Below are 13,277 nucleotides of genomic sequence, written 5' to 3'. Positions count from 1 at the left end.
GTGCGCTGGGCGGGCGACCCGCGCAAGCCCGTCACCATCGCGCCCGACGGCAGCGCGCGGCTGCACCCCCGCGGCAGCTTTGACCTGTGGGAAGAGGAGATGCGCGGCACGAGCGCCGAGTGGCGCGAGATCGAGCGCGAGGCGGCGCTGGACGTGCGCCGCGCCGTGCTGGACCTGCTCGTGCGCCAGGCCGAGGAGATCTCGCTGCTCAACCGCGACCTCACCATCGCCAACGCGCAGCTGGAAGAGGCCGCCGTGGAGCTGGAGGTGCAGGCCGAGGAGCTCATGCGCCAGCGGGCGGAGCGCGAGACGCTGCTGGACCGCGAGCGCGAGCTGCGCGAGGAGGCCGAGGGCGCCAATCAGGCCAAGGCCGATTTTTTGGCCGTGATGTCGCACGAGCTGCGCACGCCCCTCAACGCCATCGGCGGCTACGCCGAGCTCATGGCCCTGGGCGCGCGCGGGCCCGTGACGGAAAAGCAGCAGGCGGACCTGCAGCGCATCCAGGTCAACCAGCGGCACCTGCTGGGGCTCATCAACAGCATCCTGAACTTTACGCGGCTGGAGGCGGGGCAGATCCAGCTGCAGGTGGGCCCCGTGAAGCTCAAGACGCTGCTGCACGGGATGGAGGCGCTGGTGGGCCCGCAGATGCGCGCCAAGCCCCTGGACCTGCACATCGCCGACTGCGGCGACGATGTCACGCTCATGGCGGACGACGAGAAGCTACGGCAGATCCTGCTGAACCTGCTGACCAACGCGCTCAAGTTCACGCCGCCGGGCGGCCGCGTGGAGGTGGAGTGCGAGCTGGCGGCCGGGGAGGGCCAGGCGCGCGTGCACGTGCGCGACACGGGGCGGGGCATTCCGCCCGAGGAGCTGGACAGCATCTTCGAGCCGTTCGTGCAGGTGGACCGGCACGTGACGCCCTCCAACGACCAGGGCGTGGGGCTGGGGCTGGCCATCAGCCGCGAGCTGGCCCGGCGGATGGGGGGAAACCTGCGCGCGGAGAGCCAGGTGGGCGTGGGCTCCGTCTTTACCCTCACGCTGCCCCTCGCCTGAACGTCAAACTGCAATTTCTCACGCAGAGGGAGCAGAGGCAGCAGTACTACAACAGCAGTTGCAGTACTCTGCGCCTCTGCGGCTCTGCGTGAGAATTCAGTAAAAGCTGGCCGAGCAGGGACTCAGTGCTTCGCCGAAGGCTGGTACGTGCCCACGGGCGCCCGGAAGGTCACGGCCAGGCGATTCCATCCGTTGATGGTGATCACCGCCATCGTCAGGTTCACCAGCTCCTCCTCCGAGAAGTGCTCGCGCGCCCGCGCGTACACCTCGTCCGGCACGCCCGTACGGCCAATGTCCGTCACCACCTCCGTCCAGGCCAGCGCCGCCCGCTCGCGCGGGGTAAAGAACGGCGTCTCGCGCCACACGGGCACCGCGTACAGCCGCTGCTCCGTCTCGCCCGCCACGCGCGCGTCCTTGGTGTGCATGTCCACGCAGTACGCGCACCCGTTCATGTACGACGCGCGCAGCTTCACCAGCTCCTGCAGCGAGTGCTCCAGCCCGCTGCCGCGCACGTACTGCTCCAGCCCGAACTGCGCCCGCACGGCCGCCGGCGCCACCCGCGCATAGTCGATCCGCGGCGCGTGCTCGTCGTGCGCGGTCCCGGCGGCAGTAGGCTCGGCGGCCTCTTCGGTGATCATCGTCATCGTCATTCTCCCTGGATCGTGGTATCGTACAGTCCAGCCGACACCCGCACAGACGGACGAGCGCGCCGCCTGTGACAGCGGGGTGGATGATGCGCGTCGGCGAGCGATGCCTGTCACAAACCCGCGGCCTCATCCGTCCGTGCTTGCATGATCTCGCGAACCGAAATCACCGATGTGGAACGCCATCGCCCGCGCCTGTTCGGGCTGGCGTACCGCATGCTGGGCGACGCGCACGAGGCCGAAGACCTGGTGCAGGAGGCGTATCTGCGCTGGTACCAGGAAGATCGCTCGGCCATCGACTCGCCCGAGGGATGGCTGGTGCGGGTCACCAGCCGCCTGGCCATCGACCGCCTGCGCCGCGCGCGCACGGAGCGGATGGCCTACACGGGCCCCTGGCTGCCCGAGCCCATCGCCGACCCGGCGGACGGGCCCGCCGAGCTGGCGTCGGACCTGTCCGTGGCCCTGCTGGTGCTGCTGGAGCGCCTGGCGCCCGAGGAGCGCGCGGCCTTTCTGCTCCGCGACGTGTTCGACGCGCCGTACGGCGAGATCGCGCAGACGCTGGACCGCAGCCCCGCGGCCGTGCGCCAGATGGTGCACCGCGCACGCGAGCGGGTGCGCGGCGGCCGCGCCCGCTTCGACGTGCCCGGCGACGTGCAGGAGCGGCTGCTGCACCGCTTTCTCGACGCGCTGCACGCGGACGACCAGGAGGCCCTGCTGGCCCTCTTTACGCCCGACGCCACGTTCACCAGCGACGGCGGCGGCAAGGCCACGGCCGCGCGCAACGTGGTGCACGGGGCGGATCGCCTGGTGCGGCTGTTCCTGGGCCTCCAGCGCAAGGCGCCGGAGGGGATGACGCGTGAGATCGTCTCCGTGAACGGCGCGCCGGCCCTCGTCACGCGCGTCGGGGGGCAGCCGTACGCCGTGTTCTCCTTCGCCACGGACGGCGAGCGGCTTGTGGCCGTCTACACCACGCTCAACCCCGACAAGCTGGGCCGTATCGAACGCTGAGCATCATCGGCTGCGGATCCGAACGCGGAACGCGGAGTCCTTCCAGTCGGGAGGACTCCGCGTTCCGTTTCGGGCTGCCGTTTACCGATCGCGATCAGGTGGATGATGTGCACCGGCCGGCATCTGCCCCTGGCGCCGTCATCATGCCTCTTCGAAAAAAACGCGGATGCCGTCCCCTCGCCGAAAGCAGCCCCTCTACCAAGGGACGCCGTCCCCCTGCTGATTCTTCCGGTCCGCCACCGGCCGTCGCGTCGCAACCATCCTGCGCTTCCAAGCTTCCCGTATCCACCACCGCGCGTCGTGGCCATCCTGCCCCTTCCCGGAAGAAGCGTCATCCTGAGGAGCCGCCGCGCGGTCTTTCGCCACGACGGAAATCATGGCAGCGACGAAGGATCTTGCCCGCGAACCTCTGCGCCGGCTTCCGTGCAGGAACCCGCCGCCCGGGGGCGAACCGTCCCTGCTCCACGCGCCGACTTCAGCACGAGCCATCCCGACGCACTTCAACCTCCCCCAGCAGTTTTGGGGGAGGTGGGCGAGCTCCGCGACCCCGGAGGGGGCGTTCTCGCGGGCCCTACCTTAGTGCACCTTGGCCCCCCGGCCACCCCCCCCCCCCGCGGGCGCCGGCCACGCGCCGGGCCCACGCGCACCACCCGCCAGACGGCGTGAGCTTGCACGCGTTGGTGCGCCCACGTGCCGCCTCGTGGTCCGCGCGAAAGGAAGACGGATCCGGGCGGACGGGTGCGGAGTCCCGAAAGCGAGCAGTGTTCCTCTTCTTGTTGTTTTGTGTCGTGATTAGAATAGATGAGGCGGATCGCGAAATGGCGTTTTCTCTTACGGAGGCGCCGGACGCGGGCCCCCGTCCCTGCATGCGCGGCCATCATGGATCATCCCGTCCACGGCGCCGCGCCTTTTCCCGTTCCGGCACAAGGAGATCGTCATGCGCGTGCACATCGCTCCAAAGACGGCCCGGCGGCTGGTCCCGGCGTTCATGTTGATGGGCGCGCTTGCCGCGTGCTCGGACCAGCAGCCGCTCGGCGGATCGGCCGAGGCCGCGGCGCCGCAGCCCGTCCGCGTGCTGCAGGCCTACGACTGCGCCGGCAGCCTGGACGGCCAGGTGAGCTGCCGTCCGGCCGGCGCGCGGACGGGCGCGGCGTCGCCCATCATCATCGGCGGGCAGAACACGTACGTAAAGCTCACCTCCAGCAACGTCAGCTACGACTCCATCTCGGAGATCTTCCAGTTCGACGTGACCGTGCAGAACCTGCTAAACGAGGGGCTCGGCACCCCCGACGGCGTGACGACGGACCCCCAGGGCATCCGCGTCTTCTTCCACTCGGGGCCCACCGTCACCTCGGGCACGGGCGTGGCGTCCGTGTACAACGCCGACGGCTACGACACGTTCACGGCCAGCAGCCAGCCGTACTTCACGTACGCCGAGATCCTGGACAAGAACGAGGTGTCCGCCGCGAAGACGTGGCAGCTGCTCATCCCCCGGACGGCCGCCACGTTCGCCTTTCAGCTGTACGTGGAGTCCGACGTCCAGTACCTGCTGGTGATCAACGAGGTGCTGACGAACCCGGGCGGCACCACCAGCGACGTGAACGGCGAGTGGTTCGAGGTCTACAACGGGGGCACCTTCGCCGTGAACCTGCAGGGGCTGGTGATCGCGGATTCCGCGGCGTCGGGGCGGCGGCCGTACCACGTGATCTCGTCGTCCGTCAGCGTGCCGTCCGGCGGATACGCGGTGCTGGGCGCCGTGGCGGACACGGTGGTGAACGGCGGGGCGGACGTGGACTACGCGTACGGGTCGGCGCTGGCCCTGGCAAACAGCATGGACGCGCTCAAGATCAGCCGCGTGTACGGCACCGACACGCTCACGCTGGACCGCGTCTCGTACCTGAGCGCCGCCATCTCGGCGCAGAACGGCATCAGCCGCGAGCTCAAGAACCCGGCGCTGGACAACGCCAACATGGACGGCAGCAACTGGGCCGATGCGTCCGCGATGGCCGTCTACGGCGCCGCCGGTCGCGGCACGCCCCGGGCGCAGAACTCGGCGTACGTGCCCTGAGCCTGCGGCTCGCGCGAACAACCTTCGGGGTGCTCACACCGTGGGCACCCCGACGTGCTTGTCACATTGCCGGATGCGCGTACCGGTGAAGAAGCTGTCCTGGTTGAATTCTGCGCATTATAGTGACGCATAGAGAGCGCGGTGTTTGTTCCTTCTCTCTTGAGCCGTGCGTCCGATCCCGCCCGTTCATTCTCACTCCCCTCGTCGAAGGAGCTGCCGATGTGGACACGTCATCGCAAGCCCGCCTGCGTTGCCGGGCTCTGGTCTCCAGGCGCCGTGCTCCTCCTGGCCCTGGCCGCCTGTGCCGATCCGCAGATGCCCACCGAATCGGCGACCGTGATCAGCGCCCCGGCTCGCATCATCCAGATGTATGACTGCGTGGGCTCTGTTGCCCAGGGTGTGAGCTGCCGTCCCTCCGTGTCTCGCACCCACGGCCCTTCGAGTGCCCTGATCGGGGGAGGCGCCGTGCAGATCACCAGCGTGGGCGGGAGCTACGACTCCAGCGCGGAGGTCCTGACGGCCAACGTAACGGTGAAGAACCTGATGCAGGAAGCGATCGGCACCCCCGACGGCACGATGACCGCCCCGAACGGCATCCGCGTCTTTTTCAGCACCGGGCCCACCGTGCAGACGGGTGCGGGCAGCGTATCGGTGGCCAACCCGGACGGCTATGCGTTTTTCACGGCGGCCGATCAACCGTACTTCACCTACTCGGAGATCCTGGACAAGAACGAGGTGTCCGCCGCGAAGACGTGGCAATTCGATGTGCCCACGACGGTGGGCACCTTCACGTTTACGCTCTTGGTGCAGACGGAAGTCCAGTACCTGCTGGTGATCAACGAGGTGCTGACGAACCCGGGCGGGGCCATCAGCGACGTGAATGGCGAGTGGTTCGAGATCTATAACGCCGGCACCCTGGGGGTGGACCTGCAGGGGCTGGTGATCGCGGATTCCGCGGCGTCGGGGCGGCGGCCGTACCACGTGATCGCGTCGTCCATCAACGTGCCATCCGGCGGCTACGCCGTTTTGGGCGCGGTAGTGGACACGGTCATCAACGGCGGGGCGGACGTTGACTACGCGTACGGGTCGGCGCTGGCCCTGGCAAACAGCGTGGACGCGCTCAAGATCAGCCGCGTGTACGGCACCGACACGCTCACGCTGGACCGTGTCTCTTACCTGAACGCCGCCGTCTCGGCGCAGAACGGCATCAGCCGCGAGCTCAAGAACCCGGCGCTGGACAACGCCAACATGGACGGCAGCAACTGGGCCGATGCGTCCGCGACGGCCGTCTACGGCGCCGCCGGCCGCGGCACGCCCCGGGCGCAGAACTCGGCGTACGTGCCCTGAGCCCCACGCGCGTCGCGAGGTGTAGTCGTCGGGACGGATTCACGGAAAGATGGCACACGGGGCCTTCGGCCAACGGGGTGAACGGTTTTGTTCTTCAATCAGTTACCGTTGACTCCGTTGGCCGAAGGCCCCGTGTGAGAATGTAGTTCGGCGGGAACCCGAAATGTCTCAGTGCGTCGCGTTCGCCCGCGGGATCCAGCGGGCGAGGTTGGCGAGCACGGCGGGGGCGCGGGTCAGCACGTCATCGGGGTAGCCGAGGGCGCGCTTGATCTCCACGTCGCGCTGCATCCGGTTGCGGATGCGCTCCAGTGCCGCCACCCGCCGCGCCCCCAGCCGCCGCAGGTACCAGAACGCGTTGCTGGGCACGGGAAAGTCGCTGCCGTGCAGCGTCCGCGCGACCAGCTCCGGGTCCGCCGCGAACCGCGGCAGGTGCGGAAACCGCGACGGATTGCTGATCCCCGAGTTGTCCACCCACAGGTGCGGATACCGCCGCATCCATTCCTTCAACAGCGGCACCTGGTCCTCGTCGCGGGCGTACGTCACGGGCGCGGCCGTGTGCGCCACGATGATCCGCACGCCCATCGACAGCGGCAGCTCCAGCCGCCGCAGGTCCTTGAGCTCCGGCCGCACCTGCGCGAACGTCTGCTCGCTGCCGCCGGAGTGGACCAGGAGGGGGATCCCCGCGTCCGCCAGGCGCCGGTAGAAGGGAGTGATCCGCGGATCGGCCGGGTCGATGTCCTGCGTGGCGGGGAGCCACTTGATGAGCACGGCGCCCCGCTCGATGCACTCGTCGATGCGCTCCAGCGCATCCCGCCGGTGCGGATTGACGGACGGGCCCGGCAGCAGCTCCGGGTGGCGCCGGCACACCTCGAACACCCAGCCGTGCGGGATCACCATCTGCGATCGCGCCGTGTCCAGGCGGCCGTCCGCGCCGTACACGCCGTCGAAGCCCAGCGCCACGGCGTGCGTCAGCTCGCTACGGCGGACGCGGTCGGCGACGTCGGCGGCCCAGTCGGCGTCGGCGGATTCGCGCATCTGCCGCGCGCTCATCCCGTGGCGCATCCGCAGCAGCCGAAACGTGGGCCGGCGCGCGAAGACGGGCGAGATCCAGCATCCGCTGTCGTTGGTCCCCACGCCGGCCAGGTGCACGTGGCAGTCGATCTTCACGCCCGTCACGCGGCCTCCGCCGTCGCCGGGTGCGCGTCCATCCAGCGTACCGTGGCGTCGACCGCCTCCGGCGCGAAGGGGACGGAGTAGTGGGTGGCGCCGGCCAGCGAGAGGAGCCGCGCGGCGGGCATCCGCGCCGCCAGCCGCTCGCCCTCCGTGTGCGGCACCAGCCAGTCCGCGCGGCTGTAGATCAGCAGCGTGGGCACGGTGATGGAGCCGACGCGATCGTCCAACCGCATCTCCCCCAGCAGCGCCTGCACGGCGGACACGTAGCTCCACGCGCGCCCGTCCCCATCCGTCCGGCGGAACGGATACGCCGCGCGCTTTACGGGGCCGAACGCGGGGACGAGCCCCCACCAGCCGTAGTGCTCGCGCTGCGCCAGCACGGCGCGCGAAAAGAATCCGCCCAGCTCCCCGAGCACCGTCCGCGCGCCCAGCCGCAGGTCCACGGGCGCGGACAGGACGACGGCGGATGCGGCGCGATCGAGAGATCCATCCGCCAGCGCGTCCAGCAGGAGCGATCCGCCCAGGCTGTGGCCCACGAGGTGGAGGGGAAGGGCGGGTCCGCCGCGCTCCGCCACATCCGCCGCGGCGGCCAGGGCCGTACGTACGCTGTCGGGCGCGAAGACGGTGGTGCTGCCGCAGCCGTGCCCGTCCACGTCGAACGAGAACACCTCGCACTGCGCGCGGAGCAATGCGCGAAACAGCTCCAGCAGGGGAAACACGGCGTCGTTCCCCGCGCCGTGCGCCACCAGGACGCGCGCCCGCGGCGGCCCGGGCGGCAGCAGGCGCACGGCGCACGCTTCGCCGCGGGCCGCGGGGCGGGGGTAGCGCACGTCGGCCGCGCGGACGCCGAGCCTGCGCGCCCACGCGGCCAGCCGCGCCCCGTACGCCGGCGGCGCCTTCACCCGCGGCGCGCCTGCGAGCGGTCGCCGCCCATCCAGCCGCCCTCCGGCTCGGCGGGCACCGTCTGCCCCTGGTCGTGCGCCTGCTGCACGTCGCGCGACATGGGGCTGCCCTCGCTGGGCGGCAGCGATGCGTGCTCCAGCGTGCCCAGGGGCTTGCCGGGGGGCGCCAGGTCCGCGCCCACGTCGCCCGTGATGAGCCGCGCCCCGCGCTGCCAGGTGAAGTAGCTCCACGCCCACTGCAGCAGCACGGCGAGGCGGTTGCGGTAGCCGATGAGGAACATGATGTGGACGAACAGCCACGCCATCCACGCCGGGATCCCCTTCATCTTGAAGCCGTAGCGCTGCAGGATGGCGGAGCGCCGGCCGATGGTGGCCATGTTCCCCTTGTTGAAGTACTTGAACGGCCTGCGGGGCTGGCCCTTGATGTCGCGGGCGATGTTGCGGGCCACCTGCTGGCCGCCCTGGATGGCCACCTGCGCCACGCCGGGGTAGGGGGTGCCGTCCGGCCCGGCCAGGTTCATCAGGTCGCCCACGACGAACACCTCGGGGTGGCCGGGGATGGACAGGTCCGGCTGCACCATCACCCGCCCCACGCGGTCCGTCTCCACGCCCAGCGCCCGGCCCAGGGGCGACGCCGTGACGCCGGCGGCCCACACCACGTTGCGGGTGCGGATGCGCTCCTCGCCCACGTACACGGCGTCGGCCTCGATGCGGGTGACCACGCTGCCCGTCCGCACGTCTACGCCCTTGCGCTCCAGCGAGCGGCGGGCGTACGCGCCCAGGTCCTCGTCGTACGCGGACAGCACGCGGGGGCCGCCCTCCAGCAGGATGACCCGCGCCGTGCTGGTGTCCACGCGGCGAAAGTCGCGCACGAGCGACTTGCGGGCGATCTCGGCAAAGGCGCCCGCCATCTCCACGCCCGTGGGGCCCGCGCCCACGACGACGAACGTAAGCAGGGCGCGGCGCTCCTCGGGGTCCTCCTCCTGCTCCGCCGCCTCGAAGGCGAGGAGAAAGCGGCGGCGGATGTGGGTGGCGTCCTCGATGGTCTTGAGGCCGGGGGCCAGCGGCTCCCACTCCGGGTGGCCGAAGTAGGCGTGCGTGGCGCCCGTGGCCACCACCAGGTAGTCGTAGGCCAGGCCGGTGCCGTCGGCCAGCAGCACCTGGCGGTTGGGGAGGTCGAAGCCCGTGACCTCCGACATCCGCACCTCCGTGGCGCGGTCGTGCCGAAGGACGCTGCGGATGGGCCCCGCGATGTCGGCGGGCGAAAGCATGGCCGTGGCCACCTGGTACAGCAGCGGCTGGAACACGTGGTGGTTGCGGCGGTCCACCAGCGTGGCGCTCACGGGCGCCTTGCGCAGCGCGTGCGCCGCCGAGAGCCCGCCAAAGCCGCCGCCCACGATCACCACGTGCGGCACCCGCAGGATGCGCGTCTCGTTCGTCATCGGTACCGTCCCTCACAAGCGTGTGTTGAGCCACACCCTCCGGCGAAAACGATACCGCCCCCGCGCCAGCCGCGAAACCACGCCGTTGACCCGGCGGACGGCGGCGGCTACCATCCGCCCTCACTTCGGCATCATGCGTACAGAGAGCACAATGTCCGGCACACAATCCAACGCCGTCCCGGGGTACGCGCTGGCGCCGCCCACCGCGGACGACGCGCTGGCGTACCTGGCCCGCGCGGTGGGCCCCGACCGCGCGGCGGGCGTGTGGCTGCGCGCCTGCGCCGCCGTGGGCGCCCCCCGCGCCACCCTTTCCGTGGACGAGATGATGCGGGTGTCGGAGCACCTGGCCCGGGAGCAGGGCGTGGTGGGCGTGATCGGGCAGTCGCTGGTGGTGCGGGTGCGCACCTATCGCCTGCTGGCCAGCGCCCAGCAGCGCGCGGAGGGCGGCCGATGAGCGACCACCCGATGACGGACGCGGTGACGGCCGCCGCGGCGGACCCCGTGCGCGATCCTGCCCGCATGGCCGAGATCGCCGCGCTGGGGCTCACGGAGCCCGAGGTGGACGCGGTACTGCAGCGCACGGTGGACGAGGCGGCCGCGCGGCTGGATCTGCCCACGGCCCTCGTAAGCGTGGTGATGGACGGCGCGCAGTGGTTCGCGGCGCACACGGGGCTCAGCCCGTGGATGGCCGAGGCGCGGGGCACGCCCGTGGAGTGGTCGTTCTGCGCCAACGCCGTGCGCAGCGGTGACGCGTTCGTGGTGGAGGACGCCACCACGCACCCGCTGGTCAAGGACAACCCGCTGGTGCACATCGACAACATCCGCTGCTACGCGGGCATCCCGCTCGTCACGTCCACGGGCGTCACGCTGGGCACGCTGTGCGTGATCGGCAACGAACCGCGCTCCTTCACGGACGACGAGATGGAGACGCTGCGGAGCCTGGCCCGCACGGCCATGGAGCACATCGAGTCGCGCCGGCAGGCGTAGTCCACGGGCGGGACGGTTCTACGACATTCTCACACGGGGCCTGCGGCCAACGGAGTCAACGGTTTGTTTTCGATCCGTTGCCGTTGCCGTTGCCGTTCCCGTTGGCCGCAGGCCCCGTGTGAGATGCAGTTCGGCTTGGGCCGGAGGGGAGGACTGGAGGATGGGCGACGGCGACGAATCCATCGACCTGCGCGGGCAGGTGGCGCTCGTCACGGGCGGCGGGCGCGGGCTGGGACGCGCGTATGCACAGGCGCTGGCCCGGGCCGGGGCGCGCGTGGCCGTCTTCGCGCGCTCCGCGGACGAGGTGCGCGAGGTGGCGGACGCCATCCACGACGCCGGCGGCCACGCCCTCGCCCTCCCCGGCGACACGACGGACCGCGCGTCCGTCGAAGCCGCATACGCGCGGACGGCGTCGGAGCTGGGGCCGCTGGACCTGCTGGTGTGCGCGGCCGGCGCGGCCCCGCCCTTTGGCCCGGCGTGGGAGGTGGACGCCGACGCGTGGTGGCGCACGCTGGAGATCAACCTGCGCGGGCCGCAGCTGTGGTCGCGCACGGTGCTGCCCCACATGCTGGCGCGCGGCCGCGGGCGCATCATCCACGTGTCCAGCGGGGCGGGCAACGCCGTGGTGCCGCACATGTCGGCGTACGTCGTCAGCAAGGCGGCGCTCACGCGGCTGGCGGAGCAGCTGGCGGCGGAGCTGCGCGGGACGGGCGTGTCCGTCTTCGCCATCGAGCCCGGCACCGTCCGCACCTCCATGACGGAAAGCGCCATGGGCACGGACGAGGGGCGGCGCTGGCTTCCCTGGTTCGAGGGGCTGCTGCGCACGCAGGGCACCACGCCGGAGAAGTCCGCCGCGTTCGTCCTGCGGATCGCCTCCGGCGCCGTGGACGCGCTGAGCGGGCGCTTTCTCAACATCCGCTCCGATTGGGACCGCCTCGTCCGCCAGACGGACGACATCCTCCAGGAAGACCGCGCCGTGCTGCGGCTACGGCCCCCGTTCCCGACGGCGTAGCGCGTTTCCATCATCCATCCATCCTCATCCCACGGAGTTGACCCATGTCGGAACCCACGACGGAGCAGCGCTGGCTGCAGCGGCTGGCAGGCGAGTGGACGTACGAGATGGAGGCGGAGGGCGGGCCCGGCGAGCCGTCCATCCGCGAGACGGGAACGGAGCGCGGCCGCTCCCTGGGGGACACGTGGGTGATGTGCGAATCGGTCATGCCCGACGGTATCCCCGTCACCAACGTGATGACGCTGGGCTACGATCCCGCGCGGGGGCGGATCGTGGGCACGTTCGTGAGCTCCATGATGACGCACCTGTGGGTCTATGCGGGCACGCTGGAGGGCGACCTGCTCACGCTGGAGACGGAGGGCCCCGGCTACCCGGACGCCGGCAGGACCGTCCCCTACCGCGACACCATCCAGATGGTGAGCGACGACCACCGCGTCCACACGTCCAGCGTCCGGCAGGACGACGGCGAATGGCACACGTTCATGACCACGCACTACCGCCGCACGGGCTGATCCGGGCCGATGATCGCGGGAGGGGGATGATGCGCATCCGGCTGGCGACCCCGGCGGACGCGGAGGCCATCAGCGCGCTCATCCTGAGCGTGTCGCGCTACTTTACGCTGCACCCGGACGGCGCGGGCGCCGAGGAGTTCCTGGCGACCCTCTCGCCGGACGCCATCCACGGCTACCTGTCGTCGCCGGACTTCGTGTACCGCGTGGCGGAGGACGAGGGCGGCCTGGCGGGCGTCGTCGCCGTGCGCGAGAACCGGCACCTGTACCACCTGTTCGTGGCACCGGCGGGTCATCGGCGCGGGCTGGCGCGGCGGCTGTGGACGGAGGCCATGGAGGCCGCGCTGCACGCCGGAAACCCCGGCGAGTTCACGGTCAACTCCTCCCTCTACGCCCTCCCCGTGTACGAGCGCTTCGGCTTCGTGGCGACGGGCCCGCGCGTGGAGACCATGGGCATCGCGTTCGTCCCCATGCGGCTGGTGCTCGGCCGAGCGTAGCGTCTCACGGCAACTGCATTCTCACGCAGAGGGAGCAGAGGCAGCAGTACTTCGCCCGCGCGATGAAGTACTCTGCTGCCTCTGCTCCCTCTGCGTGAGACAATCTGTTGGTTTTTCTGTTCGGCCGAGCCGGATGCGACTTTCGCTGCGTTTGCCATTATCCGTCCGCGTCCGGGTGAGACACCGCGCGGGATCATCCGTCGCTGCTACACGGAGAATCGGGAATTTCCTGCCGCGGGGCCGTCCAACTGTTTGTCGCCGGCCGCACCCCGTTCCCCCGCGGCCGCCCGCATCTTCGGCTCCTCTCACGTGATCCCCCGTTCAATGGATGACTGGTTTTATGGACGCCTGACCCGCGCGTCCGCCGTTCGGCTGGGCGACCGCCTGATCGTGCGGGTGGAGGGCGTAACGCCTACCCCCTGCCACCAGGTGGAGCTTCGCGAGTACGTCCCCGATCCCAACGGGTCCGCAGACGTGCAGCTGGGGCTGTACTGGCGCCGGACGGCGGACTGCGCGCCCCGGCGGACGCGGTACGCGGCGCGTATCGAGCTGCGCGTGGGGCGCATGGCCGCCGACCACGTGCGCGTCGACACCGCGGACGGCCCCCTGGACCTGCGCGTGCGCGAGGTGCCGTT

General features: G+C 70.7%; 14 protein-coding genes. 10 read left to right on the top strand and 4 right to left on the bottom strand.

Going from position 1 to position 13,277, the window contains the following annotated elements; translation table 11 throughout:
* On the top strand, nt 1-1,053 hold a 1,053-nt coding region (locus VFZ20_RS28150), incomplete at its 5' end, for a sensor histidine kinase (RefSeq protein WP_329687294.1).
* 122 nt (nt 1,054-1,175) lie between these two features.
* Here the strand turns inward: VFZ20_RS28150 and VFZ20_RS28145 are convergent.
* Nucleotides 1,176-1,691, bottom strand: a complete 516-nt coding sequence (locus tag VFZ20_RS28145; protein ID WP_349264140.1) for a carboxymuconolactone decarboxylase family protein — start codon at nt 1,689-1,691, stop codon at nt 1,176-1,178.
* 153 nt (nt 1,692-1,844) lie between these two features.
* Between VFZ20_RS28145 and sigJ the strand changes: the two genes are divergently transcribed.
* The 3 genes from sigJ to VFZ20_RS28130 all read left to right on the top strand — a co-directional run bounded on the left by sigJ (nt 1,845) and on the right by VFZ20_RS28130 (nt 6,120).
* Nucleotides 1,845-2,705: an RNA polymerase sigma factor SigJ gene (gene sigJ / locus VFZ20_RS28140; RefSeq protein ID WP_329687292.1), complete on the top strand. Its 861-nt coding sequence runs from the start codon at nt 1,845-1,847 to the stop codon at nt 2,703-2,705.
* A gap of 937 nt (nt 2,706-3,642) precedes the next feature.
* Nucleotides 3,643-4,773, top strand: a complete 1,131-nt coding sequence (locus tag VFZ20_RS28135; RefSeq protein ID WP_329687291.1) for a lamin tail domain-containing protein — start codon at nt 3,643-3,645, stop codon at nt 4,771-4,773.
* A gap of 465 nt (nt 4,774-5,238) precedes the next feature.
* Nucleotides 5,239-6,120: a lamin tail domain-containing protein gene (locus tag VFZ20_RS28130; RefSeq protein ID WP_329687290.1), complete on the top strand. Its 882-nt coding sequence runs from the start codon at nt 5,239-5,241 to the stop codon at nt 6,118-6,120.
* 168 nt (nt 6,121-6,288) lie between these two features.
* Here VFZ20_RS28130 and VFZ20_RS28125 read toward each other — a convergent pair whose 3' ends face one another.
* The 3 genes from VFZ20_RS28125 to VFZ20_RS28115 are packed head-to-tail and all read right to left on the bottom strand — an operon-like array spanning nt 6,289 to nt 9,637.
* Nucleotides 6,289-7,296, bottom strand: coding sequence for an amidohydrolase family protein (locus VFZ20_RS28125; RefSeq protein WP_329687289.1), 1,008 nt, complete (start codon nt 7,294-7,296; stop codon nt 6,289-6,291).
* A complete protein-coding gene (locus VFZ20_RS28120; RefSeq protein ID WP_329687288.1) occupies nt 7,293-8,195 on the bottom strand; it encodes an alpha/beta hydrolase in 903 nt (300 codons plus the stop codon). Before VFZ20_RS28120 ends, VFZ20_RS28125 begins: the two co-directional genes overlap by 4 nt.
* Nucleotides 8,192-9,637, bottom strand: coding sequence for an NAD(P)/FAD-dependent oxidoreductase (locus VFZ20_RS28115; protein WP_329687287.1), 1,446 nt, complete (start codon nt 9,635-9,637; stop codon nt 8,192-8,194). Before VFZ20_RS28115 ends, VFZ20_RS28120 begins: the two co-directional genes overlap by 4 nt.
* A 151-nt stretch (nt 9,638-9,788) precedes the next feature.
* Between VFZ20_RS28115 and VFZ20_RS28110 the strand changes: the two genes are divergently transcribed.
* The 6 genes from VFZ20_RS28110 to VFZ20_RS28085 all read left to right on the top strand — a co-directional run.
* A complete protein-coding gene (locus tag VFZ20_RS28110; RefSeq protein ID WP_329687286.1) occupies nt 9,789-10,091 on the top strand; it encodes a hypothetical protein in 303 nt (100 codons plus the stop codon).
* A complete protein-coding gene (locus tag VFZ20_RS28105; protein WP_329687285.1) occupies nt 10,088-10,624 on the top strand; it encodes a GAF domain-containing protein in 537 nt (178 codons plus the stop codon). Before VFZ20_RS28110 ends, VFZ20_RS28105 begins: the two co-directional genes overlap by 4 nt.
* Nucleotides 10,625-10,784: 160 nt before the next feature.
* Complete coding sequence (locus VFZ20_RS28100; protein WP_329687284.1) at nt 10,785-11,636, top strand: SDR family NAD(P)-dependent oxidoreductase; 852 nt, start codon at nt 10,785-10,787, stop codon at nt 11,634-11,636.
* A gap of 44 nt (nt 11,637-11,680) precedes the next feature.
* Complete coding sequence (locus tag VFZ20_RS28095; protein WP_329687283.1) at nt 11,681-12,148, top strand: DUF1579 domain-containing protein; 468 nt, start codon at nt 11,681-11,683, stop codon at nt 12,146-12,148.
* 26 nt (nt 12,149-12,174) lie between these two features.
* On the top strand, nt 12,175-12,642 hold the full coding sequence (locus tag VFZ20_RS28090; RefSeq protein ID WP_329687282.1) for a GNAT family N-acetyltransferase: 468 nt from the start codon (nt 12,175-12,177) through the stop codon (nt 12,640-12,642).
* A gap of 324 nt (nt 12,643-12,966) precedes the next feature.
* On the top strand, nt 12,967-13,277 hold a 311-nt coding region (locus VFZ20_RS28085), incomplete at its 3' end, for a hypothetical protein (RefSeq protein ID WP_329687281.1).

This window comes from Longimicrobium sp. (assembly GCF_036280135.1).
Classification (GTDB): Bacteria; Gemmatimonadota; Gemmatimonadetes; order Longimicrobiales; family Longimicrobiaceae; genus Longimicrobium.
The sequence above is the reverse complement of the archived record's forward strand: the minus strand, read 5'-3'. Positions and strand labels throughout refer to the sequence as shown.